The following is a 25,156-nucleotide window of genomic DNA, read 5'->3' on the forward strand; positions in this document are numbered from 1 at the left end:
GTACTCGTTATTTATCTCTAAATATAGAAAACAATGAAGAAATTTATATTTATCATTTACTGATATTCACCGCATTTTAAATTATTTTTTCAGCAAATAGACTACCGATATGCTTGCCTCATTCAACAACAGATTTAATACCTGAGGTCAAACATGAACTTTACAAAACTGAAAATTGGACTACTGGCGGCAGTACTTTCGGCAACAACCTTGAGCGTTTCTGCAAAAGACTTTCTGAATGTTTCCTACGATCCAACCCGTGAATTATACGATAACTTTAACAAAGATTTCGGTGCGTACTGGAAAAAAGCCACCGGGCAAAACATTAACTTTAAACAATCACATGGCGGTTCGGGCAAACAGGCACGTGCGGTGATTGATGGTCTAGGTGCCGATGTCGTGACTTTGGCACTGGCTGCCGATATTGATGAAATTGCCAAACGCGGTCTATTACCTAAAGACTGGCAAAAGAAATTTCCGCACAACTCGACCCCTTATACATCCACAATTGTATTTTTAGTGCGTAAAGGCAACCCGAAAGGTATTCGAGATTGGGGCGATTTGGTCAAACCTGGTGTGGAAATCATTACTCCAAATCCAAAAACATCTGGCGGTGCACGCTGGAACTATTTGGCAGCGTGGGCATGGGCAAAACATCAACCTGCGGGCAATGATGCTAAAGCGCAAGAGTTTGTTCGCCAAATTTATAAACAAACCAAAGTATTGGATTCAGGCGCACGTGGCTCAACCACCACTTTTGCAGAACGTGGCATTGGTGATGTTTTGTTAGCTTGGGAAAATGAAGCCTATTTAGCCGTGCGTGAACAACCGGGTAAATTTGAGATCATCACGCCTTCTCTATCTATTTTGGCTGAACCGCCTGTGGCGATTGTAGAGAAAAATGTGCAAAAAGATGGCAATCAACACTTAGCCAAAGCCTATTTAAACTATCTCTATTCGCCTGCGGGTCAAAACATTGCTGCGAAGAATTATTACCGACCACGTAATGCTACGGTGTTGGCACAATATAAGTCGCAATTTAAACCATTGAAGTTGGTGACTATTGATCAAGAGTTTGGTGGATGGAGCAAAGTTCAGAAGCAACACTTTGAAAATGATGGCATTTTCGATCAGATTGTCAAAGCCAACCAAACCAAATAATACTCCGAAAGGTAAATCATACCAAAGCGCTAGCTGAAAACACCCAAATTGAAAAATGCGGGTGTTTTCACAAACGCATTTTTACCTGATTCACATATATCTCTTTTATTCATATAAAATTCATTTTTAATTATTTTTTTTGCATAGAAACTCTAGTTATCCTTGTTGCAGATTATTTAAAACATGAATTTTACAGCATTATCTTACTGAGTTTTGAATCCAAGTGATCACAGCCAAAGCTGAAAATGATGGGTTCAATTCATATTCAAGCGTTATTCAGATCATTATTTCAGGCTGAAATATGCGAAGGAGCATCGACATGATTCATACCGTAATTGTTCCAGGTGTAGGTGGCAGTGAATATGCGCACTGGCAATCTTGGTTACAACGACAACTCATGTCTTGCTCGCGTGTACAACAGTCAGACTGGAATAGCCCAATTTTACAGAACTGGGTTGCTGAATTTGTCAAAACAGTTGCCCCGATTCAGGACGACATTCAAATTGTGGCGCACAGTTTTGGTTGTCTGACCACAGTGGCAGCATTGGCGCAGCACCCTGAACTGCAGGCGAAAATAAAAAATGTGGTTTTGGTTGCACCTGCTAACCCTGCCCGTTTTGGTGAATCTGGTTTTGCACAACACAGCCAAAGCAATTATTCGGCTTATTTTCAGCAACTTAAATTGGCTGTACCGACACGCTTATTGATCAGTGAAAATGACCCGTGGCTAAGTTTTGCAGATGCACAGGCACTTGCCCAAGCATGGCAATTAACACCGATTAATTTAGGACAAGTGGGTCATATTAATGTTGCATCAGGCTTTGGGGCATTTCCTGAAATTTATGATTATTTGATTGCAGAAAATATGCAATCACATATCAGTATTTCTGATAACAACAAGTATTTATTCAAATTTGCAATTTAATCTTCGCAAATTATGCTTGTGCCGAATTTATCTTTTACTTTTATCTGTTTGTTTTCAAACACTCATTCTCTCTTTTGAGGAGTCATCATGTCGCAGCGATCCAAAGTGCTGCCAGGATTTGGTCTTTCTCTAGGCTTTACCCTAGCGTATTTATCCTTAATTGTTCTTATTCCCTTATCGGCTGTATTTATTAAATCGCTGGGTATCGGTTGGGATGGTTTATGGGAAATTTTAAGTTCAGAACGTATCCAAAAATCTTTGCAACTCAGTTTTAGCGCTGCGCTCATTGCAGCCTTTATTAATGTCGTCTTCGGCTTATTATTGGCATGGTGTTTGGTACGATACAGCTTTCCGGGCAAACGTATTATAGATTCTTTGGTCGATTTACCTTTTGCATTGCCTACTGCAGTTGCGGGTATTGCCCTGACTTCTTTATACGCACCGACTGGCTGGATTGGACAATATTTAGAACCATTAGGCATTAAAGTCGCGTATACCCCTATCGGGATTACCCTTGCCCTGATTTTTATTGGTATTCCATTTGTTGTGCGTACCGTGCAACCCGTACTCAGTGACTTAGAAACCGAGTTGGAAGAAGCAGCATCTGCGCTAGGGGCTAACCGCTTTCAAATTGTCACCAAAGTGATTTTCCCTATTTTATTGCCTGCACTGATTACAGGTTTTGCACTCGCATTTGCGCGTGGCGTGGGTGAATATGGCTCGGTAATTTTCATTGCAGGTAACCAACCATTTAAAACTGAAATTGCACCCTTAATGATTATTTCTCGTTTAGAAGAATATGACTACGCAGGTGCAACCACAATTGCTGTGGTGATGTTGCTGATTTCTTTTGTCATGCTGTTCTTAATTAACTTATTACAAGCATGGGCAAGTCGTCGCACAGGGAGAGCTGCACGATGAGTTTAAATACCAACAGCAATGCTTTGGCTGAAAAACTACAATCACGCGATGCAACACGTGAACCGACTTGGGTACGCTATACCCTGATTGCAATTGCCTTCATTTTCTTCTTAAGCTGTCTGATTTTGCCGCTGATTTTGGTTTTTGTCGAAGCGTTTAAACAAGGCATTGGTGTCTATGTCCAAGCATTGGTGCATCCTGACACTTTATCGGCAGTGAAATTAACCTTACTCACTGCAGCCATTGCCGTACCTTTAAACGTGGTATTTGGTATTGCCGCAGCGTGGTCAGTGGCGAAATTCAATTTCCGTGGTAAGTCGATCCTCACCACCTTAATTGATATGCCTTTTTCAGTTTCTCCTGTCATTGCAGGTTTAATGCTAGTCCTGATTTTTGGTACACAAGGTTGGATGGGCGGCTGGTTGATGGAACACGACATCAAAGTTTTATATGCCGTACCTGCAATTGTGATTGCCACCATCTTCATTACTGTACCTTTTGTGGCGCGTGAATTGATTCCTTTAATGGAAGCGCAAGGCACAGAGGAAGAAGAAGCTGCGATTGTATTAGGTGCATCGGGTTGGCAGACCTTCTGGAAAGTCACTTTGCCAAATATAAAATGGGGTTTAATTTACGGCGTGATTCTGTGTAATGCCCGCGCAATGGGTGAGTTTGGCGCGGTATCTGTGGTATCGGGGCATATTCGCGGAGAAACCAACACCCTACCGCTGCACGTCGAAATTCTCTATAACGAATATACCTTTAGTGCTGCGTTTGCGGTGTCCTCTCTCTTGGCACTTCTCGCGATTGTGACCCTGATTTTAAAAACTTGGGTTGAAATTCGCCAAGAAAAGCAAAACCAACGCAATGAAGATTCAACTGTTTCTTAAGGAATGACCGCATGAGTATTCAAGTTAAAAATATTGAAAAAAATTTTGGTGCATTCCATGCACTTAAAGACATCTCCCTCGATTTTCCAGATGGCCAACTGGTGGCGCTGCTTGGGCCTTCAGGCTGTGGTAAAACCACCTTGTTGCGTATTATTGCAGGATTAGAGTCGGCAGATCGTGGGCAAGTGATATTAGAGGGTCAGGATGCAACCGATGTGCATGTGCGCGAACGTCAAGTTGGATTCGTTTTCCAACACTATGCCCTATTCCGCCACATGACCGTATTTGACAATATCGCATTTGGTTTACGGGTACGTCCACGTGCAACCCGACCTTCAGAAGCCGAGATTAAAAAGCGTGTTATGCGTTTACTCGACTTGGTACAGTTAAGCTTTTTAGCAGACCGTTATCCTGCACAATTATCGGGTGGACAACGTCAACGTATTGCTTTGGCACGTGCCTTAGCGGTAGAACCACGCGTATTGTTATTGGATGAACCTTTTGGTGCGCTTGATGCCAAAGTGCGTAAAGAATTACGACGTTGGTTAAGAACTTTGCATGATGAATTACACATCACTTCAATTTTCGTGACCCACGATCAGGAAGAAGCACTCGAAGTTGCCGATCAAATTATTGTCATGAACAAAGGTAATGTCGAACAAATTGGTTCACCGCGTGAAGTGTATGAACAGCCTGCAACTCCGTTTGTATTTGACTTCTTAGGTCAAGCCAACCGTTTTGAAGGACAACATCATCAAGGGATTGTGCAAATTGGTGAAGATCGCGTACAACTTCTCAATCAACCGAATGCGCCTCAAGGCAAAGTGATTGCATTTGCACGTCCAGATGAGTTGCATATTCATGCCCAACCACAGGAAAATACCATTCAAGCGACCTTCTTACGTGAGGTTTGGATTGCTGGTAAAGTAGTTGCAGAATTGCAAGATCGTCAAGGGAATTTGATTGAAATTGCACTCACCGCAGATGAAGCGAAACTGCACCAATTCCGCCCAAATCAAACGGTTTGGTTAAGTGTAATCACTTTACATTTATTTGAAAATCAAGTCGCATAAGGACATCAAGATGGAGCCTAACCCGCTCCATCCTTTTTAGGGTTGCACCACTATGAATTTCCAACAACTTAGAATTATTAGAGAAACCGTTCGGCAAAACTTTAATTTAACCGAAGCGTCTGCAGCACTATACACCTCTCAATCGGGCGTGAGTAAGCACATTAAAGACCTTGAAGATGAGCTTGGTGTGCAGCTTTTTGTGCGCAAAGGCAAACGTCTACTAGGTTTAACCGAGCCAGGACAAGCTTTGCTGAGTATTGTCGAACGCATGTTGGTTGATGCAGATAACATTAAACGCCTTGCCGATGACTTTAATAAAGTCGATGAAGGCACGCTCACCATTGCGACTACACATACCCAAGCGCGTTATGTGCTGCCGCCTATTGTGAATTTGTTTAAAAAAGAATTCCCTAAAGTACATTTGATTTTGCAACAAGCCAGCCCTGTTGAAATTGCCGAAATGCTGCTACAAGGTGAAGCCGATATTGGTATTGCAACCGAATCTCTAACCACTGAAGAGAACTTGGCAAGTGTGCCTTATTATGACTGGCGCCACAGCATTATTACCCCGCAAGATCATCCTTTAGCCAGTAAAACTGAGATTAGCCTGACCGATTTGGCAGAATATCCAATCATCACTTATCACGGCGGCTTTACGGGACGTTCTAAAATTGACAAAGCATTTACCGATGCAGGAATTGATGTCAATATCGTTATGTCTGCACTTGATGCCGATGTTATTAAGACCTATGTTGAATTGGGCATGGGCGTAGGCGTGGTAAACAATGTGGCATACGATGCAGAACGCGATTACCGTCTAAAACAAATCCAGACCGATATTTTTGGGGTAAACACCACATGGATTGCGGTTCGCAAAGGACATTTACTACGTGGCTATGGCTATGAGTTTATTTCTTTATGTGCACCAAATGCCGATATTAAAGCGTTAAAGCGCATTGCTTATCCTGACGAATAACCCCATTCACATAAGAGAGCGCATTCGCTCTCTTATGTTTCATTATTTCGCCATGATCTTCGTTTATCTTAAAACAGGAAAATAATGTTTTAAATTGATTCAAATTATGCATAAAATATAATCAACAATAAAAATGATTATTTGATTTTAAACACAATTCTATAATTTAGACCAAGGACGTAACATGAAATTTCACATTTTTGTTGGATTGCTGTGTGTCCTGCCGCTAGGTTATGCCTCTGCTGCCGCTTTAGAACGTAGCGGTCAATCGGTACATGCATTATTTGAAAAAGGAAATTATGCGGAAGTCGCTTTGCTACACGTGGATACCAATATTTCAGGTCAGGTACAGCATCAACAAAATATTGCCAAATTAGGCGTTCAAGATTTTTCAACAGGCAATTTAGTCAATAATCAACACTTCATCCAAGCTGCATTAAAATTACAACCACATCCACAAATTTCTGTGGCGTTATTATTTGACCAACCTTATTTTGTTGATGTGGATTATCACTATAGTCCTATTCTTTCAGGTGAACCCTTACCTATAGAAAATGCAGATATTAAGTTTGACTCAAGAAATATTACAGCACTCATTGGCTATCAACCCACACAACATTGGAACCTCTTTACAGGTCTAAGTTACCAGTCATTTTCAGGTGATCTGAAAATTGGTACTCAAGTTGACTATACCTTTTTTGATTATCACGTAAATTTCCCCAAAGACCATGCGTGGGGTTGGTTGGCAGGTGTAAGCTACCAAATTCCTGAATATGCATTTAATACAGCAATTACTTATCGCTCTAAAATCAAGCACAGTACCAATGCAAGCGAAAGTATTTGGGGATTTCCTTTAGAGATTGCACCACAACAAGCAACTGAAATTCAGACCCCTGAATCGGTGAATTTAGATTTTCACACCGGTTTACCTGCACAAAATTTTCTGTACGGATCATTGCGATGGGTCAATTGGCAAGATTTTAAAATTCAACCCACTCAATTTGCTGCAATTCTGCAATCTGAAGGATTAGGTAATCAGTTCAACCTGATTGATTACCAAAAAAATCAATGGTCGACCCGTTTGGGTTTTGCCCATCAATGGTCACCCAAGTGGATCACTGCGGTGGAAGGCTTGTGGGATTCTGGTGCAGGTAATCCTGCCTCAAGCTTAAATTCCGTAGATGGCTATATTGGTGTTGGTACGGGCGCGGTTTATCACTTCAACCCCAAAACGTTTATGATTGCAGGTCTACTTTATTTGCACTTTACTAAGCCAGACACGGTACAGCCGCAGTCGTTAATCACGCAAATCTCAAGTTTTTCTTCACTCGAACAACGTGAGGCGTGGGTTTATCATTTAAAATTGGCACACCGCTTTTAAACCATAAAAAAACGAGCCGAAGCTCGTTTTTTTGGTTTAGCTCAAGCTAATAGATATTACCAATGATAACTTACACCTAGTTTCGCAACTGGCATCCATTCGTATTTGTCATCATTACGGATTTTTTGTGCTTCGGCACGTACAGATTCTGCAATTGGTACTCCACCAACTAGATTACCATATTCCTCTAACTCAACTGTCGGATTTCCAGTGTAGTAAGCACCAACTTCACCAAATACGCCCCAATTATTGTTAATCTTTGGAGCAAAACCTAGACCTAAATATGGCGCAATGTCATTTTCATAAGCGAGTTTGCCTTTTACACCACCCTCACCAATATAAGCAACATCATTTACATGAATAGTTCCTTGAGCATTTTTATTTCGCTTATCTAAGCCGTATTCATTGTCAATATAACCAACACCAGCAGCTACATAAACGCCTTGTGCCCATTTACTTGGACTTGCACCCCATGGGCGAATTTCAGCATTTAAATAGGTCAAGTTATTGTCCATATCCATATCGTACTTAGTACCATTAATAGATAAGTCATCCGACCAAGAAATATCGCCACCGTTATAACCCAGCGCTAAACCCACATACGGGTTTGCAGTCCAAAGTAAGGCACCACCATAACCTGTTGTACCAACTTCAGCACGTACACCTGTTGGAATGAGTTGGTTACGATCAAACGCATAGCCATCTTGTACCACAGCTGTATCTGCCATTGCAGAACCTGCAACTGCTGCCAATACCGAAGCGGCTAAAAATGTATGTAAAGTTTTCATTGTGTTTCTCCTCAAACTAAAACTTTTTGAATTTTCATTCGTTTTGTCATGAGAAAACTATAGAGCATGTTGCGTTCAGCTTTTATGCAAAATTCACCCCGTTTTTGTTATTTTTTGATACAAATTTATTCTTATTGTTTATTGCAAAAGCATTTATTTTCAAAACTTCAACAATTTAGCGCGCAACTTAACTTGTTTTATTTTGCCAAGGATAAATTCCAATCTGTTCCAATTTTTATCTATTCCTCACTCAATATAGTGTAAAATCTTCGGAAATTTTTTTCTGGTAAGAACATCGATGTCTCAGCTTTCAACAATCATTGAACAAGCATTTGAAGACCGCGCTAATTTCAGCGCTGCAGATTGTCCCTCTGAAATTCGTCAGGCAGTTGAACAAGCAATTGCAGGTTTAGATAACGGCACATTACGCGTTGCTGAAAAAATTAATGGTGAGTGGATCGTTCACCAATGGTTAAAAAAGGCAGTTTTGTTATCTTTTAAACTCAATGATAACAAGCCAATTGAATCTTGCGATTTGCGTTTCTACGACAAAGTAGACACGAAATTTACAGGTTGGACTGACGAGCAATTCAAACAAGCAGGTGTGCGTGTTGTACCGCCAGCAGTTGCACGTAAAGGTTCATTCCAAGCCAAAAATGTGGTGTTAATGCCATCTTATGTCAATATTGGCGCTTATGTAGATGAAGGCACCATGGTTGATACATGGGCAACTGTAGGTTCATGTGCACAAATTGGTAAAAACGTGCATTTATCGGGTGGTGTAGGTATTGGTGGTGTACTTGAGCCACTTCAAGCAAACCCAACTATTATTGAAGACAACTGCTTCATTGGCGCACGTTCTGAAATTGTTGAAGGTGTGATTGTAGAAGAAGGTTCGGTCATTTCTATGGGCGTTTATATTGGTCAATCGACCAAAATTTATGACCGTGAAACTGGCGAAATCCATTATGGTCGTGTACCTGCAGGTTCGGTGGTAGTTTCTGGTAACCTGCCTTCTAAATGTGGCACTTATAGCTTGTATGCTGCTATCATTGTGAAGAAAGTAGATGCAAAAACCCGCGCAAAAACCAGTTTGAACGATTTATTACGCGAAGACTAAACTTTTTTTAGTTTTCCCCATCTCTACGGCCAGCAATGACCGTAGAGATTTTTGTTTTTTTATATACTGTGATGAATTTTATGAGTACCCTCCGATCTTCCGCTATTCCTGTTTCTGATCCGTCTGCGGGTTTACGCATCACGGAGATTTTCTATTCATTGCAGGGCGAAGCCAATACATCGGGCTTGCCAACCGTGTTTATTCGTTTAACGGGTTGTCCATTGCGTTGCCATTACTGTGATACCACTTATTCTTTTGAAGGTGGCGAACGTCAATCTTTAGATGACATCATCCAAACCACGCTAGAATTTAAAACACCGTATGTATGTGTGACGGGCGGTGAACCTCTGGCTCAACCGAATGCACTGCCACTCATGCAACGCTTGGCAGATTTAGGTTGTGAAGTGTCTTTGGAAACCAGTGGAGCTTTAGATATTTCTAAAGTGGATAACCGTGTGTCGAAGGTGCTGGATTTAAAAACCCCTGCATCGGGTGAAATGTCACGCAATTTATTATCAAATTTAGATTTTTTAAACCCACATGATCAAATCAAATTTGTGATTTGCAATCATGACGATTATCTTTGGGCGAAGCAGCAAGTTGAGCAATATCAGTTGCATAAAAAAGTCGATACAGTGTGGTTCTCCCCTGCATTTACTGTCGAAAAAGGTGCAGTCGCCTTGCCACAACTTGCACGTGATTTGGCACAGTGGATTTTAGCCGACCATCTCCCTGTTCGTTTCCAATTGCAATTACATAAATTGCTTTGGAATGATGAAACAGGTCGTTAATCTCCTCACGAATCCCCATTCGTATTGACGTCAATCTTCACACTTTTGCTCAAGTTCTATCGCTATATTTTAAAATTTGGAGTTCAATTATGCGCCCTCGTGCCATTGTATTGTTATCTGGTGGATTAGACTCAACCACGTGTTTGGCATGGGCACAAGCGCGTTATGAATGTGTTGCACTTAGTTTTATGTATGGTCAACGCTCGACTACAGAGCTAGATGCTGCACGTGCCTTGACTAAAAATGCAGGCATTGAGCATTGTGTGATTAATATTGATTTAGGCAACTTGGGCGGTTCTGCCCTGACCGATCACAGCATTGAAGTACCTGATCATGAGCAAGAAGGTATTCCTGTGACTTATGTGCCTGCGCGTAATACCATCTTCCTGTCTTATGCTTTGGCAGCTGCCGAAGTTTTTGATGCAGAAGCAATTGTGATTGGTATTAATGCGGTAGATTATTCGGGCTATCCTGACTGTCGTCCTGAATTTATTGATGCTTTTGCCAATATGGCACGCTTGGCAACCAAAGTTGGCGTAGAAGGCAAACCGTTAAAATTTGAGACACCTTTGTTACATTTATCCAAAGCAAATATTATTCGCTTAGGTATTGAACATGGCGTAGACTATAGTCAAACGGTTTCTTGCTACCAAGCAGATGACCAAGGACGTGCTTGTGGTAAATGTGACAGCTGTCGCTTACGCAAACAAGGTTTTGCCGATGCCGGTGTTGCAGACCCAACGCGTTATATACCGTCATAACAAGGTAAAGTGTATGAAAAATTTAAAATCAAACATTATAGTTTCTGCGATTATGTCTGTTGCTGCATTATTCGCAACAACGACACACGCAAATAATGACAAGTTGCAACAAGCATATAAAAGCACCAATGTAAAAGCAGCTTTAATTAATGTTTGTAAAGAAGAAACTGCAAAAGGCAAAAAACTGACTACAGCTGAAGTAAGCAAATATTGTACTTGTGCAGTAGAAGCAGATGGTAAATTAACCAACGCTCAAAAATGGGAAATTCAAAGCGCAATTAACCAGAAAAAGAGCCCTGCGACTTTAGCTTTTGTACAAAAGCAAAATAAAGATTTGCAAACTTGTTTTGGTCCTCAGCTTACAGGTAAATTAAAAACCTTAACTGAAGAAGCAATGAAAGCGGCTGAGAAAAAATAATTTTTCTTAACAATTTCAACTAGCCACTTTATGTGGCTAGTTTTTTATGTGCATGATTTTGGAGAAAAATATGAGCACGACAATTCAATTACCAAATCAAGCTTTTCCTGCAACCACAGGCGAAGTCAATTTAACCGAACTTGGTACAGATTGGTTAGTGGTGTATTTTTACCCGAAAGATTCTACCCCAGGCTGCACCACACAAGCTGTCGATTTTACTGCGCTAAAGCCACAATTTGATGCGCTTAATACCACCATCATTGGCATTTCGCGCGACTCAGTCAAAGCCCATCAAAACTTTACCGAAAAACGATCTTTAGGCATCAACTTGATTAGCGATAAAGAAGAAGTATTGTGTCAGTTGTTTGATGTGATTAAAGAAAAAAATATGTATGGCAAAAAAGTTATGGGCATTGAACGCTCTACTTTTATTTTCCATCAAGGTCAATTACTGAAAGAATATCGTAAAGTCAAAGCTGCAGGACATGCCGAGCAAGTGCTTGCGGATTTAACCGCTTTACAGGCTTAATTTTCAGCCTCTAAAAAAACACAATGTTCTGGATGATTGAAAGCTTTTTCAATCATCCTTTTTCATTTAAAAACTGGATTACTCCGTCAAATTACTGCTGTCCTGCTGCTGGTATTTGTCTTGTAATTGACGATAAATTTCCGTGTTTTGAAATGCGGTTAAGAAATCAATTGTGCCTTGCGGGAAAAAATTAGGCTGTATTTCCCCACGATAATAAGTCTCACGTGCAGGCGTAGCAGACATGGCATCTTGCAAGCTGTCTAATTCTACCATCTCCCATTCAGGGAAAAACTTTAAATAATAAGACGAGTCATCTTTAAAATGCCCAATTAAACCAACACGATCTTGCGGTTGAATCAATTCACCGACTAAAGATTTGACTAGTTTTTGCCATTTTTCATCATTGTAGACATCTACGACATGCACAAACTTAATCCGTTCTTGCATCTCAGGTGAAAAGTTAGACAAAATCATCTGCTCACGTTCTTTGGCTAAAAACGGATTTTTTAAATTGCGCTCATTTTGTGCAGAACCTAATGCCAAAATCACATAATGACTACGTGCGAACGCAATTTGAATGGTTTGCAAATGCGCCAAATGAAATGGCTGAAAGCGGCCAATGAAAACCAAATAATCAAACGTATATTGCATAATAAATACGCCAATCCTAATTTTGATAACAACATGATGCTATCTGATACGCGGAAATGTCATCCACAACCTGCGTGGTATCAACTCATTATTGTTTTTGCAAGATAATAAATCAAAAACAATAATTGGGCAGGTTTCGTGGATGACAAATGGTTTTGCCTACTTTTGCCAAAACAAAAGTAGGTCGAACCGAAGGTTAATCCTAAAATAGAATTAATAGACGTTAAGATTCCGCCTTGCTTATTCATTTTTTAAATGAACAACCCCAAATTCTAAATAAATTTCACATTGAATTAGGAACGCAAATCTCATCATTCACTAACTTTTTATGAACTCATGAGTTGTGCCAGCGCTGCGAATTTGCGACATAATGAGCCATAAATTCAAACCAATCAAAGCAAGGATAGTACGATGACACTGAGCTGTATTCAACAACCTCACCCACATTTGAATGCGAATTTAGACAATGGCGTACTGACTTTAGCCATCAACCGACCAGAAGCAAAAAACGCGCTGTATGGTGAATTATATTTGTGGATTGCACAAGCCTTAGATGAAGCAGATCAGTCCAACGCAGTACGTTGTGTAATTTTACGTGGCACAGATGCAGATTTTAGTGCTGGCAATGACATGCAAGACTTTATGAAGTCTGCTGCACCTAAAGGACAACTACCTGCTGCCGAAGGCCCTCCATTCATCTTATTAAAATCTGCAGCTAAGTTTTCTAAACCGCTGATTGCAGCTGTACGTGGGGTGGCAATTGGCATTGGTGTCACAATTCTATTACATGCAGATTTGGTATATAGCGACAATACTGCCCTATTCCAAATTCCATTTGTGAGCTTGGGCTTATCGCCTGAAGGTGCATCAAGCAAACTTCTGGTAGAACAAGCAGGCTATCACAAGGCGGCTGAACTGTTGCTAACTGCACAAAAATTCAATAGCGAAACGGCATTATCGGCAAATTTAGTTAATAGCATTGAAACTGATGTCTATGCAACGGCGCAACAAAAAGCAGCACAATTGGCAGCTTTACCATTAGCTTCACTTAAACAATCTAAAGCCCTCATGAAACATAATGTCAATGAAATTGTGGCTTGGATTGACCATGAAGCTGAGATTTTTATGCAACGTGTCAGCTCAGCAGAAATGATGGAAGCAGTGCAAGCCTTTATGCAAAAACGTAAACCTGATTTCAGCCAATTTAATTAAGCGCTGTTTAGCTGAAATGTACTTACACCCATTTCAAGTGAACTAGATGTTTTAAAACCACATTCATTTTGGCTGAATGTGGTTTTTTCTTTATTCGCCCCCATATTCTGCAATGTGCTATCAATCATTAAAAAATTGAGGAAAATTGTAATGTCTAATCCAAATCCAGCTGATGTTAAAGCTGAAAAAAAAGAACGTTATTTTGAGCCTGCACCACAAGATATTGATATAGAAAACTTTAAAAAAGTCATTCAAAGCCGTCGTTCGGTGCGTAAATTTACCGACAAAGCCATTCCTGCGGAAGTATTGGATGATTGTTTAGATATGGCTTTATTGGCACCGAACTCATCTAATTTACAACCGTGGACTTTTGTCGTGGTGCAAAACCCTGCCAAGAAGAAACAACTGGTTAAAGCCTGCTTAGGACAGCTTGCTGCTCGCACTGCAGCAGAGCTAATTGTGTGTATTGCACGCACAGACCGTGTTGATGAAATGGCAAAAAAGAACATCAGCGAGTTTCCTTTTCCTGAAGCACCTGCAGCAGTCAAAAAATATTACAAGTTTATTCCTTATAACTACATGACTGGCTACTTAAACGCAGTAGGTAACTTTAAGAAAGTCGCTTTCAAAATTGCACGTAGTTTAGATAAACAATTACCTGTAACTGCATTTAACCCTGCCGATGCCAAACTTTGGGCGAGTAAAACCACTGCACTCGCTTGTGAAAATATGGTCTTGGCCCTTCGCGCACACGGTTTTGATAGCTGTATGATGGAAGGTTTTGATGAGCCGATGGTACGCAAACTCTTAAAACTGAATGATCACAATTTCCAGTGATGGTGATTGCTGCAGGTGAACGTGCCGAAGATGGTGTCTTTTTCCCGCAATACCGTTTTGACCGTGACCTATTTATTCAGAAAGTCTAGGGGCTGTTAACATTTCATAAATGGCTTGCGCTGTAGGCTAAAACTGAGCAGATTAGGCATGAAACGCAAGGAATAGCGAGACTATTGCCAAGTTTCATAACGTAATCTGAGAAAGTTTTAGCCACATGAGCAAGAACAAAGCGCTGCTTTGTTTGCTGCGCAAGGGGACGAGCATATTTTTTGCTGCTATTGCGTTATGAGTCAGTCATTTAGAATAACTAAATTTCCTGCCCCATGCCTTATAGCAGCTAAAAAACCTTGCGAGATATATCTCTCACGTCGCAAACATAGATGAAGTGTCAACAGACCCTAATATTTCAACTGTATTTTTAAAACCTAGCCACATTTTGACTCGTGATAAGGCGACAAGGATGTCGCCCGTTAGACTGTGGTACAGGACGTACCATCAGTCTAACAGAGGGCTTTTGTTACTTTTCGCCCGTGAAAAGTAAAATCTATCTACGCAACTTATATTTGCCCCAATCCATATATGAGTGATCGTACAATTCTATTTTTCTTTAAAAATTGGTATTTAAGTCTTTAAAAATTAATATCTAAAAGTTGCATAAACTCAAAGGCAGGCTCTTCGTAAGGATGGCTTGCCTTGAGCGCTTTTGCGACTGCCTGAGCATTTTGCTCAGGTACAATGGTTTCCACGCGCCATTCGGCAACGTGTTCCAAAGCACCTAACTCACCAATAAAAGGATTTGCTCCTTTTACAGGTTTAAATTGCCCTGTGCCTAAAACCTGCCATGCACAATGTTCATAATTGCCAATTCCACCTGCACCCGCTGCAAAAATAGCCAGTTTGGTTTCTTCAAGATGAGATTCAGGCACATAATAAATCAGTTTGAGCATATTTAAGCTTCGCTATCCATTTCACAATTAATTAGAAATTAGCATAAAAATTTGAGCATTGTTGCTATTTTGGCAACCTATACGCATCATCCAATCCTCAATTTATATAGCCCCAAAAAAAAATTTAAAGTACGCTTCGCCACAAACTTATCCCCCATTTTGTATGAATTTAGATTTAAAAAGACAAGCCATGTCGCACGCCCCTAGAGCTTTTGTCATTTTTTTGGCATGATGCAAAACAAGCACATAGTGAATAATGATAAATGACTCAAATGCGTTGGTTAGAACTGCTTTCCACAGTTCGAATTGGTAGTAAAAAACAAAGTACAGAACAGGCGCGCAGCCCTTTTCATAAAGATTATGACCGTATTATTTTTTCGCAAAGTTTTAGACAGTTAAACCGTAAAACCCAAGTCCATCCACTGACTCAACACGATGGTATTCACACTCGCCTAACCCATTCTTTAGAAGTGTCTTGTATTGGACGTTCATTAGGGATGTTGGCTGCAGAAAAAATTAAAGACCACTTGCCTATGTGGATTTCCCCTGCCGATGTCGGTGCGATTATTCAAGCCGCATGCTTGGCACATGATATTGGCAATCCACCTTTCGGACATGCAGGCGAATACGCCATTCGTGAATGGTTTGATGATGCTTCACACGGCAATTTCCTCGCCAAACTTAGTGATGAAGAAGAAGCCGATGTCCGTCAGTTTGAAGGCAATGCGCAAGGTTTACGGCTACTCACCAAAATTGACTACCATCCAAATGATGGCGGCATGCGTTTAACCTATGCCACTTTAGGCGCTTATTTAAAATATCCATGGCTCTCCAAAACCATTGCCGAACAAGGCAACCGCCCTGCCAATCAACGTGATAAGTTTGGTTGTTACCAAGCCGAAAAAGAAATTCTCAAACAAATTGCAGAACAGCTTGGTCTGATTCAATTGGGCGATTATCACTATTGCCGTCATCCACTGACATATTTATTGGAAGCAGCAGATGATATTTGCTATGCCTTAATTGATTTGGAAGATGGCATTATTTTAAACATGCTCAGCTATGAAGAAGTTGAACCGATCTTTTTAAACTTGATTGGTGACTACGGTATTCCAGCAGAACTGGCGATGGCACGTACCACATGGCAACAAAAAATTGCCGCTTTGCGTGGTCGGGTCATGAAACGTTTGGTCGATGAAGTCACCACAGCGTTTGCCAAACACCATTTGGAAATTCTAATGGGACAGCTCAAAGGCAGTCTTTTACAATATTGCTCGGTAGATATTGAAATTGGTATTAATCGCGCCAAAGACTTAGCCCGTGAGAAAATTTTCGAGCATCCACAAAAGGCAGGGCTGGAAATTATTGCGCATCAAAGTTTACAAAACATTTTGGATGCGTTTATTCCACTCACCACGCCACATAAAACCCTAAGTTTTAAAGAGCAGCATTTAATGTCAATCTTGCAACGCTCAGGGGCAGATTTTGCGCATAATCACTATGACAATATTATGCAAGTCTTGGATATTATCTCTAAGTTTTCAGATCACCAAGCCTATAACTTATCGCAAGAATTACAAGGCAATAAGGTCGGCTTGCTATAATGAGTAATTTGCATATCAATACTTGTATCTAAATAGAAGTAGGATTTAAGCGCAGATTTTGCCTTTTGTGAAAATGCGCTCTACTATGCGAACAGCAACTTATTTTAAATTAATCAGTGAACCACAAATATGATCGGATGTCTTATTGGCGAAGTATTGGCTTTAGAAGCACCAACCGTGTTGCTGAATGTAAATGGTGTGGGCTATGAAATTGACACGCCACTCACCACATTTTGCCAGTTACAAAAGGGGCAGAAAATTACCCTGTGGACGCATTTAGCTGTGCGTGAAGATGCTCAATTGTTATATGGCTTTTTAGAAGCCCAAGAAAAAACCATTTTCCGTACTTTACTCAAAGTCAATGGTGTCGGCCCGAAAATGGCGCTAGGTATTTTATCAACCTTGAGTGTCGAATTACTGATTCACACCGTAGAACATGAAGACATTAACACCCTGATTAAAGTACCGGGTGTGGGCAAAAAAACCGCTGAACGCCTGATGATTGAATTACGTGATCGCTTTAAAGCCATGTCCAACGAAGTGAGCAGCAGCAATTCCACTGTGACCCAAATTCAGTTTACAGGCAATTCTGCTGTTGCCGAAGCCGAAGCCGCTTTACAATCTTTAGGTTATAAACCTGCCGAAGCACAAAAACTGATTAATGCAGTTAAGGCCGATTTTACTGAAGCCAGTGATATTATCCGTGCAGCATTAAAGTCGATGAATAAATAAAAGATGCCAACAAACCTAGCGTAAGTTCATCTTTCCAATATTGGATACATGACTGGCGACATGGATGTCGCCCGTTGAGTTGGGGTATAGGGATATACCCTCAACTCAACATAAGATTTTTGTTACTTTTGATCTTTCAAAAGTAAAATCATGCCTTCGCAAAGGCATTTAAACGCAACTCATACTTTGAGGCTGTGCATGCAGCATCAAAATGCCCAGCTCAAGAGATTAGTTAACACGATATGCAAGACCGTCTAATCAGTGGTTCTGAAAAACCCGAAGATCAAATTGATCGCGCCATTCGCCCCACTTCACTCGATGACTATATTGGGCAACCTGTAGTGCGTGAACAAATGGAAATTTTCATTGGTGCAGCCCGTGGACGCGTAGAAGCATTGGACCACACCCTGATTTTTGGACCACCAGGTTTAGGCAAAACCACACTCGCCAATATTATTGCCCGTGAAATGGGCGGCAACCTTAAATCTACTTCAGGGCCTGTCTTAGAACGCGCAGGCGATTTAGCCGCCATGCTGACCAATCTTGAAGAAGGTGATGTGTTATTTATTGATGAAATCCATCGTCTTTCACCTGTGATTGAAGAGATTTTGTATCCAGCGATGGAAGATTATCAACTGGACATCATGATTGGTGAAGGGCCTGCAGCACGCTCCATTAAACTGGACTTGCCACCATTTACCCTTGTCGCCGCTACCACACGTGCAGGCTTACTCACCTCACCGTTACGTGACCGTTTTGGTATTGTGCAGCGTTTGGAATTTTATTCGGTTGAAGATTTGACCCATATTGTCAAACGCTCGGCGAGTTTAATGGATGTGCCAATGACCGATGCAGGAGCCAATGAAGTCGCTCGTCGATCGCGCGGTACACCACGTATTGCCAACCGATTATTGCGTCGCGTTCGTGACTATGCGCAGGTCAAAGGCACAGGTGAAGTCACGCAAGAGATGGCACAACGTGCGCTAGATATGCTGAATGTCGATAAAGATGGTTTAGATACCTTAGACCGTCGTTATTTATCAATGTTATTAGAGCGTTTTGATGGTGGGCCTGCAGGTGTGGAAGCTTTGGCCGCTGCTATGGCTGAAGACTCTGGCACTTTGGAAGATGTAATTGAACCATACCTAATTCAACAAGGTTATGTAATGCGAACCGCTCGCGGGCGTATTGCCACCAATATGGCGTATTTACAATTTGGGATGACACCGCCAGAGCCAAAAGAAAAATAGCTCAAAGGAAAAAATAGCTTGAAGGGAGCTATCTCCCTTTAAGCTATTAAATATTTAGGTCAATTGGGTCTGTAGATAGACCCTAATTTTCGATGACACGCACATCTTCAACAAGCATTAATTCACACGCGCCCGCCCCTGTATCATGACGGCTTAAAGAACTGCGCCACTGCCACCCATCTGCGGCAGTAACTTCAACCAATTTACCTTTCAAATAAATCAAATCATCTTCATCAATCTGTTTTAACTGTGTCGCAATCGCGGGTGTGGCAGGAATTAAATGCGTATTAGCGCTCAAACTTGCAATCTCTTGCACAGGAATCGGTGGTGCTTGTTCATAACGCCAATGATACCAACGGTTGCTTTGACGAATAGACAACTGTTTATACACTTCAGGCTTGGCCATTTCGCCCCATCCCAAGGCAAAATCGACAGGGCTAAGTTCGGCTTCACGTCCAAAATTATAATTTTCACGTGACAATACCCGAAACTCACCTTCATAGGTTTCCAAAGCTTGAATGGTATAGTCTTTAAACTGATGGACTTGCTGCGATGACTGATAGGTTGTGTTATCGGCAATTCCTCCATCTGACTGGAGCAGCAGCATCCACAACAAATACAATATGGCAATCACTACAAAAAATTTAACTAAACGACTCATGTACTGCTCATTTTAATGGATCATCTGCATGTATCAGGCAAGCAGCTAATTTTAACTTAAAAGCATGTTTGAAATCTTGTGCCATTGGACGAAGCGTTGAGAATGATAAACTGCCACGCTATACACAGCTTGACTTATAGCCCCGATTCACGTCATTTCATAGACATGGCTTAAGCTATAAGTATTGCTTATCAAACAACTTTGCAACATTGAAGCGGAACATCATTATGGCGAATAAATTTGAATTTAAAATTCGTATCTATATGGAAGATACTGATGCAGGCGGCATTGTTTACCACGCCAACCATATTCGCTTTATGGAACGTACCCGTACCGAATGGCTTCGTGCGTCGGGTGTTGATCATTATTGGCATCAACAAGATTACAACTTTGTCGTGCATAAAATTAACGTGAAATATTCACGTCCAATCTTAATGGATGACCTAATTACTGTTACAGCAAGTGTAGTTTCGTGTAAAGCGTCATCATTTGTATTGCAACAAAATATTTATCGTGGTGAAATCATGCTTGCATCTGGCGAGGTTGAATTGGCCTGTCTTGGTTCAGATATGAAACCACGTCGTCTGCCAGATGAAATTCGTAGCCTTATTCTGAAAGAATTAGGACAAGATTAAAAAAATGAATTGGCACATGTAGTAACTATGGCAACACAACTCGAATCATCTCTTCAAGTATCAGATCTTATTTTACAAGCAAGTCCTGTTGTTCAGCTGGTAATGCTCTCGCTGCTTTTAGCATCATTATACAGTTGGTATCTGATTGCCAAGTTACACATGAGCTATAAAAAAGCACAGGCAGATGATCAGCATTTCCAAAAAATCTTCTGGTCTGGTGCAGAATTAAATACGCTTTACAACAACGCACAGCTCAATTCAAAACGTGTCGGTTTGGAAGATATTTTCTATCAAGGCTTAGGTGAGTTTTTAAAACTCAAAAAGCGCCAAGCGCCTGCAACACAAACCATTGAAGGCACAGAACGTATTTTACGTGTCGGTTTAAGCCGCGACCAAGCTCAACTTGAACAAGGCTTAGGTGCATTAGCCAGCATTGGTTCGGTTGCGCCATACGTTGGTTTATTTGGTACCGTCTGGGGCATTATGAATGCCTTTATTGGACTGGCAGATGTCGATCAAGTCACATTGGCAACAGTCGCACCAGGGATTGCCGAAGCCCTCATTGCCACAGCCATTGGTTTATTTGCCGCCATTCCTGCGGTACTTGCCTTTAACCATTACACCGCCAAAGGCGAAGCGATTTATTCTGATCGTGCTTTATTTGCCGAAGAAATGGTGGCTTTATTACAACGTCAATCTTTAGGCAATACTAAGGATCACGACTAATGGCCATTCAACGCTCAGGACGCTTCGAGCGCATTAAGAAACCACTCAAAAGTGACATGAATGTAGTGCCCTATATTGATGTCATGTTGGTGTTATTGGTGATTTTTATGGTTACTGCACCGATGATTACCAGTGGGATTCAAGTCGATTTACCTCAAGCCAATGGTAATCCAATTGAATCGAAAGATGCCCCTGCTTTGGTGACTTTAAATAAAGATGGGCAATATTTTTTAGAATACAAAGAACACAAAGCCGAACCTTTGGAATTAGCCCAACTGAAACAAATTTTGACCGATGCTCAAATTCAAGCCAAAGCTGAAAACAAAGAGTTTCAGGTTGTTATTCGCGGTCATAATACACGCCCTTATGGTGATGTGATTGCGTTAATGTCTGACTTACAAGATGCGGGTTTAACCCAAGTTGGATTGCTGACCGAGCCTTTAAAGTAATTTATGAAAGATTTTAAAAAGCCACCTTTTCAACAAAAAGCCATCGCGATTGGGTTCACCGTAGGTGTCCACCTTATCGCAGTGGTTGGCTTGCTTTATTTGGGCATGAGTAAAGCACCTGAGCCGCCTAAACCCATTAAAACGGTATTAATAAAACCAGAAGATTTAAAACCCTTATTAGAAACTAAATCTGCTGAAACCACACATGAAAATGTAGCAGAGCAAATTACTCAAACAGCCGAGCCTGCTCTTGAACCTGCCCCTGTCATTCCAACACCTGCAGCGGCTCCTACGCCACCCGCTCCTCAAGTTGATACACAAAAAACTGCACAAGCAGCAGAGGCTCAAGCACGTGCAGAACGACAAGCTGCTGAAGCCAAACAAATTGCAGAGCGACAAAAACTAGAAGCTGAACGCTTAAAAGCTCAACAAGCACGCGCCGAAGAACGTGCTCAACGAGAAGCTGACGCCAAAGCAAAAGCTCAAGCCGATGCCAAAGCACGTGCTGAAGCAGATGCTGTACGTCGTAAAGAAGCCGAAGCCCTGAAAAAAGCAGAAGCGGCAGAAAGACGTCAACTCGAAGCCAATGCAGCAGCAAAACGCAAAGCTGAAGCAGATGCAAAAGCCAAGGCAGATGCTGAGGCAAAACGTAAAGCTGACGCAGATGCAAAAGCCAAAGCTGATGCAAAACGTAAAGCTGACGCAGATGCAAAAACCAAAGCAGATGCCGATGCAAAACGTAAAGCTGCAGCAGATGCAAAAGCCAAAGCTGATGCCGACGCAAAACGTAAAGCTGCTGCAGATGCAAAAGCCAAAGCTGATGCCGAAGCGAAGGCACGTGCCGATACTGAAGCCAAAGCTTCAGCTGCCAAACAAGCTGCAGAAGAAGCTGCTCAGAAAAAGGCTGAAGTACGACGCATTGCATCCACTGCTAAACGCGATTTCGAAAATAAAATCAGACGAGCGTGGGATACCCCAGCTGGTTCTTCGGGTCAACGTGCAACTGCCCGCGTGACTTTAAGTGACAGTGGCGCAGTTCAGTCTGTCGTGGTTAATTCTAGCGACCCTGACATGAAAGCCAGTGTAGAAGCTGCTGTTCGTGCTGCCGCACCTTATCCGATGCCATCAGACCCAGATGCACGACGCGAAGCACGTAGCTTCACCTCTACCTTTACAGCGCAATAAGTTACCAGTTAGCCGAATAACATCTATTTGGCTAACTCCTTCTCAAAATATTTACGAGTATAAATAAATTTAAATTTTCACAGTGTTATAACAGTTTTATTATAAATTCATGCTTTCATTCCTACCAAAGCATGCCATTATGTACCACAATTACATCCAAAAAAGTTATGTTGATTTGAGAAAATAGCGAATGATGGAAACAACGCGTAAACACCTACTTTGTCTTGCTATTTTAACTGCGCTTAGCCCAGTTTTAAGCACACAATCTTTTGCACAACTGCATTTAGAAATTGCCAAAGCACCAGAAGAAGCACCTAAAATTGCGATTGTGCCGTTTGGCAATGATCAAAGTATTTATCCTATTGTAGAAAACGATTTAAACCGTTCAGGCAAATTCACCAGTTCATCTAAAAACCTTGCTGCAACTGCAAGCATGAACCATCCCAATGCAGCTGCATGGCAAGCCGCAGGTGTACCTTATGTGGTGACGGGAAATGTCAAAGCCACTGCAGAAGGCGGTTATGAAGTTCATTACCAACTTTATGATGTGCAAAAACAGCAATACTTATTGAATGAATTATTAAGCGTGCCTGCGTCACGCGTACGTTCTGCTGCACACATGATCAGTGATGCCATTTATGAAGCACTCACGGGCATTAAAGGTGACTTTAGCGGACGCATTGCTTATGTACTGCGCAACCCTGCAACACCTGAACAACGCTATACCCTGCAAATTGCCGATACTGATGGTGAACAGCCTAAAACCATTTTGACTTCGCGTGATCCTATTTTATCGCCTGCGTGGACACCAGATGCCAAAAAAATTGCCTATGTGTCGTTTGAAACCAAACGCCCTGCTATTTATGTGCAAGATTTGGCGACAGGTCAGCGTGAAAAATTAGCCAGTTTCCGTGGTTTAAATGGTGCTCCAAGCTTCTCACCAGATGGTCAAAGTATGTTGTTTACCGCATCCATGCATGGCAATCCAGAAATTTATCAAATGAATTTAAGCACCCGTGAACTGCGACGCATGACCAATGACAGTGCGATTGATACCGAAGCACGTTATGCACCAGATGGTAAATCATTTATTTACACTTCAGATCGTGGTGGTTCCGCACAAATTTATCGTTATGACTTTGCCACAGGCAGCAGCAAACGCCTAACCTTCCGCGGTGCATTTAACGCACGTGGTACGCTCAGTGCCGATGGTCGTAAACTGGCATTGGTGCATCGCCCAAGTGGCAGTAATTACAAAGTCGCAATTCAAGACATCAACACCAATATCACCAATATTTTAACCCCAACCAGTTTGGATGAGTCGCCAAGCTTCTCACCAAATGGGCAAATGGTGGTGTATGCAACGCGCGAAGGCGCACGTGGCTTATTGTCAATTATGTCTTTAGACGGTCGCTTCCGCATGAACTTACCTAGTGAACAAGGTGAAGTGCGTGAACCTGCGTGGGCACCAAAATAATGAGTACCCGCAAGGTAAACACTTTTCAGTTCTGTTTTAAAACCAAAAATCAAGCTTCATGGAGATGAGGATGAACGCAGTTAAATTATTGGTACTCCCTGTTTTGGCATCAGCTTTAGTGATGACAGGTTGTGCAAACCGCAAACCAACAACTGACTTTCAAGCAGGTCAAACACCAAACGGTGCAACTACAGTCAACACCCAAGGTTTGAGTGAAGATGCAGCTTTAAATGCACAAAACCTTGCAGGTGCATCTGCCAAAGGTGTAACCGAAGCCAACAAAGCTTTCTTGGCAAAGCGTGTGGTGCATTTTGACTACGACAGCAGCGAATTATCTAATGATGATTACCAGACCCTACAAGCACATGCACAGTTTTTAATGGCCAATGCCAACTCTAAAGTTGCACTTACAGGTCATACCGATGAGCGTGGTACACGCGAATACAACATGGCTTTAGGCGAGCGTCGTGCCAAAGCGGTTGAGAGCTTCTTAATCACCAGCGGCGTTAACGCAGGTCAGCTTGAAGCAGTGAGCTATGGTAAAGAAATGCCAGTCAACCCTGGACATGATGAAAATGCATGGAAAGAAAACCGTCGCGTAGAAATTAACTACGAAGCTGTTCCACCATTATTGAAATAATAATTTGCTGTTTGGGAAAAACTCGTTTAGAACGTGTTTCCCCAATACGAAAAAAGCGCTCTTTATTACAAGGGCGCTTTTTTATGACATAAAAAACTGGGCGAACGAATATTTTAAAAACTAACAGATAAGTGCAGAAATACAGCTTTGCTTCAGTTATTCCGACTCGGCATCAGCTTTTGCAGTTTGCATAGATTCAATCAAATCATGCTTGTTAAACTTTTTATATTCAGGTTTAGACTCGTAATCTTTCCAAGCGGCTTTCATCTTGTCCTCAGAAATATCGTCTAAACTAATCCCTTCGCTTGGCGTTGGAGTCGCATCAAACTTTAACGTTGTCATATCTGTGCTCCTATCTCAAATTAAATCCTTCACATCAACATAGCACTTTCTGCAGGACTTGCAAGGGTAAAATC

27 protein-coding genes and 1 pseudogene are annotated in these 25,156 nt (G+C 41.5%); 23 read left to right on the forward strand and 5 right to left on the reverse strand.

The features are described from left to right. The first annotated feature begins 153 nt into the window (after positions 1 to 153). From HYG89_RS00925 to HYG89_RS00955, 7 genes are all read left to right on the forward strand, one after another. Positions 154 to 1,161 (forward strand): sulfate ABC transporter substrate-binding protein, encoded by a 1,008-nt coding sequence (locus HYG89_RS00925; protein ID WP_004971740.1) that lies wholly within the window; start codon positions 154 to 156, stop codon positions 1,159 to 1,161. A 319-nt stretch (positions 1,162 to 1,480) separates the two neighbouring features. Next, entirely contained in the window at positions 1,481 to 2,086 is a 606-nt protein-coding gene (locus HYG89_RS00930; protein ID WP_178865643.1) for an alpha/beta hydrolase, read from the forward strand. Positions 2,087 to 2,173: 87 nt separating this feature from the next. Then, a complete protein-coding gene (gene cysT, locus HYG89_RS00935) occupies positions 2,174 to 3,007 on the forward strand; it encodes a sulfate ABC transporter permease subunit CysT (protein WP_096901107.1) in 834 nt (277 codons plus the stop codon). Next, a complete protein-coding gene (gene cysW / locus HYG89_RS00940; RefSeq protein ID WP_178865645.1) occupies positions 3,004 to 3,897 on the forward strand; it encodes a sulfate ABC transporter permease subunit CysW in 894 nt (297 codons plus the stop codon). The genes cysT and cysW overlap by 4 nt, the downstream gene beginning before the upstream one ends. Positions 3,898 to 3,908: 11 nt before the next feature. Further along, a complete protein-coding gene (locus tag HYG89_RS00945; protein WP_004971754.1) occupies positions 3,909 to 4,970 on the forward strand; it encodes a sulfate/molybdate ABC transporter ATP-binding protein in 1,062 nt (353 codons plus the stop codon). A 52-nt stretch (positions 4,971 to 5,022) separates the two neighbouring features. Next, on the forward strand, positions 5,023 to 5,946 hold the full coding sequence (locus HYG89_RS00950) for a CysB family HTH-type transcriptional regulator (RefSeq protein ID WP_131261163.1): 924 nt from the start codon (positions 5,023 to 5,025) through the stop codon (positions 5,944 to 5,946). A 184-nt stretch (positions 5,947 to 6,130) separates the two neighbouring features. Next, a complete protein-coding gene (locus tag HYG89_RS00955) occupies positions 6,131 to 7,327 on the forward strand; it encodes an outer membrane protein transport protein (protein ID WP_178865648.1) in 1,197 nt (398 codons plus the stop codon). Between the two features lie 56 nt (positions 7,328 to 7,383). Here HYG89_RS00955 and carO read toward each other — a convergent pair whose 3' ends face one another. Beyond that, a complete protein-coding gene (gene carO / locus HYG89_RS00960) occupies positions 7,384 to 8,115 on the reverse strand; it encodes an ornithine uptake porin CarO (RefSeq protein ID WP_178865651.1) in 732 nt (243 codons plus the stop codon). A 298-nt stretch (positions 8,116 to 8,413) separates the two neighbouring features. On the opposite strand from carO, the gene dapD reads away from it, so the two are divergent. The 5 genes from dapD (at position 8,414) to HYG89_RS00985 (ending at position 11,734) form a co-directional block, all read left to right on the forward strand. Further along, positions 8,414 to 9,235, forward strand: coding sequence for a 2,3,4,5-tetrahydropyridine-2,6-dicarboxylate N-succinyltransferase (dapD, locus tag HYG89_RS00965; protein ID WP_131261166.1), 822 nt, complete (start codon positions 8,414 to 8,416; stop codon positions 9,233 to 9,235). Between the two features lie 80 nt (positions 9,236 to 9,315). Further along, entirely contained in the window at positions 9,316 to 10,026 is a 711-nt protein-coding gene (gene queE, locus HYG89_RS00970; protein WP_178865654.1) for a 7-carboxy-7-deazaguanine synthase QueE, read from the forward strand. A gap of 89 nt (positions 10,027 to 10,115) precedes the next feature. After that, a complete protein-coding gene (gene queC / locus HYG89_RS00975; protein ID WP_178865657.1) occupies positions 10,116 to 10,787 on the forward strand; it encodes a 7-cyano-7-deazaguanine synthase QueC in 672 nt (223 codons plus the stop codon). A 13-nt stretch (positions 10,788 to 10,800) separates the two neighbouring features. Further along, positions 10,801 to 11,205, forward strand: a complete 405-nt coding sequence (locus HYG89_RS00980) for a hypothetical protein (RefSeq protein WP_004971768.1) — start codon at positions 10,801 to 10,803, stop codon at positions 11,203 to 11,205. Between the two features lie 70 nt (positions 11,206 to 11,275). Beyond that, positions 11,276 to 11,734 (forward strand): peroxiredoxin, encoded by a 459-nt coding sequence (locus HYG89_RS00985; RefSeq protein ID WP_178865660.1) that lies wholly within the window; start codon positions 11,276 to 11,278, stop codon positions 11,732 to 11,734. Positions 11,735 to 11,812: 78 nt separating this feature from the next. Here the strand turns inward: HYG89_RS00985 and HYG89_RS00990 are convergent, their stop codons facing one another. Next, positions 11,813 to 12,385, reverse strand: coding sequence for a nicotinate-nicotinamide nucleotide adenylyltransferase (locus HYG89_RS00990; protein ID WP_178865663.1), 573 nt, complete (start codon positions 12,383 to 12,385; stop codon positions 11,813 to 11,815). A 411-nt stretch (positions 12,386 to 12,796) separates the two neighbouring features. Here HYG89_RS00990 and HYG89_RS00995 point away from each other — a divergent pair, with 411 nt between their 5' ends. Both HYG89_RS00995 and HYG89_RS01000 read left to right on the forward strand, forming a co-directional pair. Next, a complete protein-coding gene (locus tag HYG89_RS00995) occupies positions 12,797 to 13,597 on the forward strand; it encodes an enoyl-CoA hydratase-related protein (RefSeq protein ID WP_178865665.1) in 801 nt (266 codons plus the stop codon). A 150-nt stretch (positions 13,598 to 13,747) separates the two neighbouring features. Beyond that, a pseudogene (locus HYG89_RS01000) lies at positions 13,748 to 14,523 on the forward strand (nitroreductase family protein). 540 nt (positions 14,524 to 15,063) lie between these two features. Here HYG89_RS01000 and HYG89_RS01005 read toward each other — a convergent pair. After that, entirely contained in the window at positions 15,064 to 15,381 is a 318-nt protein-coding gene (locus HYG89_RS01005) for a YqfO family protein (protein WP_178865668.1), read from the reverse strand. Positions 15,382 to 15,644: 263 nt separating this feature from the next. Between HYG89_RS01005 and HYG89_RS01010 the strand changes: the two genes are divergently transcribed. The 3 genes from HYG89_RS01010 (at position 15,645) to ruvB (ending at position 18,967) form a co-directional block, all read left to right on the forward strand. Then, positions 15,645 to 16,985: a deoxyguanosinetriphosphate triphosphohydrolase gene (locus tag HYG89_RS01010; RefSeq protein WP_178865671.1), complete on the forward strand. Its 1,341-nt coding sequence runs from the start codon at positions 15,645 to 15,647 to the stop codon at positions 16,983 to 16,985. A gap of 129 nt (positions 16,986 to 17,114) precedes the next feature. Further along, a complete protein-coding gene (gene ruvA / locus HYG89_RS01015) occupies positions 17,115 to 17,717 on the forward strand; it encodes a Holliday junction branch migration protein RuvA (protein ID WP_178865673.1) in 603 nt (200 codons plus the stop codon). A gap of 242 nt (positions 17,718 to 17,959) precedes the next feature. Next, the gene (gene ruvB / locus HYG89_RS01020; protein WP_178865676.1) at positions 17,960 to 18,967 is read left to right on the forward strand and encodes a Holliday junction branch migration DNA helicase RuvB; all 1,008 of its coding nucleotides are present in this window, start codon (positions 17,960 to 17,962) and stop codon (positions 18,965 to 18,967) included. 82 nt (positions 18,968 to 19,049) lie between these two features. On the opposite strand, the gene HYG89_RS01025 is transcribed toward ruvB, so the two are convergent. Continuing rightward, the gene (locus tag HYG89_RS01025; RefSeq protein ID WP_178865679.1) at positions 19,050 to 19,628 is read right to left on the reverse strand and encodes a hypothetical protein; all 579 of its coding nucleotides are present in this window, start codon (positions 19,626 to 19,628) and stop codon (positions 19,050 to 19,052) included. Positions 19,629 to 19,855: 227 nt separating this feature from the next. On the opposite strand from HYG89_RS01025, the gene ybgC reads away from it, so the two are divergent. From ybgC to pal, 6 genes are all read left to right on the forward strand, one after another. Continuing rightward, positions 19,856 to 20,263 carry a tol-pal system-associated acyl-CoA thioesterase gene (gene ybgC / locus HYG89_RS01030; RefSeq protein WP_004971791.1) on the forward strand — a complete coding sequence of 136 codons (408 nt, stop codon included), beginning with the start codon at positions 19,856 to 19,858 and terminating at the stop codon, positions 20,261 to 20,263. Between the two features lie 27 nt (positions 20,264 to 20,290). Continuing rightward, on the forward strand, positions 20,291 to 20,989 hold the full coding sequence (tolQ, locus tag HYG89_RS01035; protein ID WP_104851739.1) for a protein TolQ: 699 nt from the start codon (positions 20,291 to 20,293) through the stop codon (positions 20,987 to 20,989). After that, positions 20,989 to 21,438, forward strand: a complete 450-nt coding sequence (gene tolR / locus HYG89_RS01040) for a protein TolR (RefSeq protein WP_070154130.1) — start codon at positions 20,989 to 20,991, stop codon at positions 21,436 to 21,438. The genes tolQ and tolR overlap by 1 nt, the downstream gene beginning before the upstream one ends. Before the next feature lie 3 nt (positions 21,439 to 21,441). Further along, positions 21,442 to 22,623 carry a cell envelope integrity protein TolA gene (gene tolA, locus HYG89_RS01045; protein WP_178865682.1) on the forward strand — a complete coding sequence of 394 codons (1,182 nt, stop codon included), beginning with the start codon at positions 21,442 to 21,444 and terminating at the stop codon, positions 22,621 to 22,623. Between the two features lie 193 nt (positions 22,624 to 22,816). Continuing rightward, positions 22,817 to 24,100 (forward strand): Tol-Pal system beta propeller repeat protein TolB, encoded by a 1,284-nt coding sequence (tolB, locus tag HYG89_RS01050; RefSeq protein WP_178865725.1) that lies wholly within the window; start codon positions 22,817 to 22,819, stop codon positions 24,098 to 24,100. Between the two features lie 70 nt (positions 24,101 to 24,170). Next, positions 24,171 to 24,740, forward strand: a complete 570-nt coding sequence (gene pal, locus HYG89_RS01055) for a peptidoglycan-associated lipoprotein Pal (RefSeq protein ID WP_178865685.1) — start codon at positions 24,171 to 24,173, stop codon at positions 24,738 to 24,740. Between the two features lie 156 nt (positions 24,741 to 24,896). Here pal and HYG89_RS01060 read toward each other — a convergent pair whose 3' ends face one another. Beyond that, complete coding sequence (locus HYG89_RS01060; RefSeq protein ID WP_004971800.1) at positions 24,897 to 25,082, reverse strand: NF038105 family protein; 186 nt, start codon at positions 25,080 to 25,082, stop codon at positions 24,897 to 24,899. Positions 25,083 to 25,156: the final 74 nt, after the last annotated feature.

Origin of the sequence: Acinetobacter sp. SwsAc5, from assembly GCF_013391485.1 — a bacterium.
GTDB classification, from domain to species: Bacteria; Pseudomonadota; Gammaproteobacteria; order Pseudomonadales; family Moraxellaceae; genus Acinetobacter; species Acinetobacter towneri.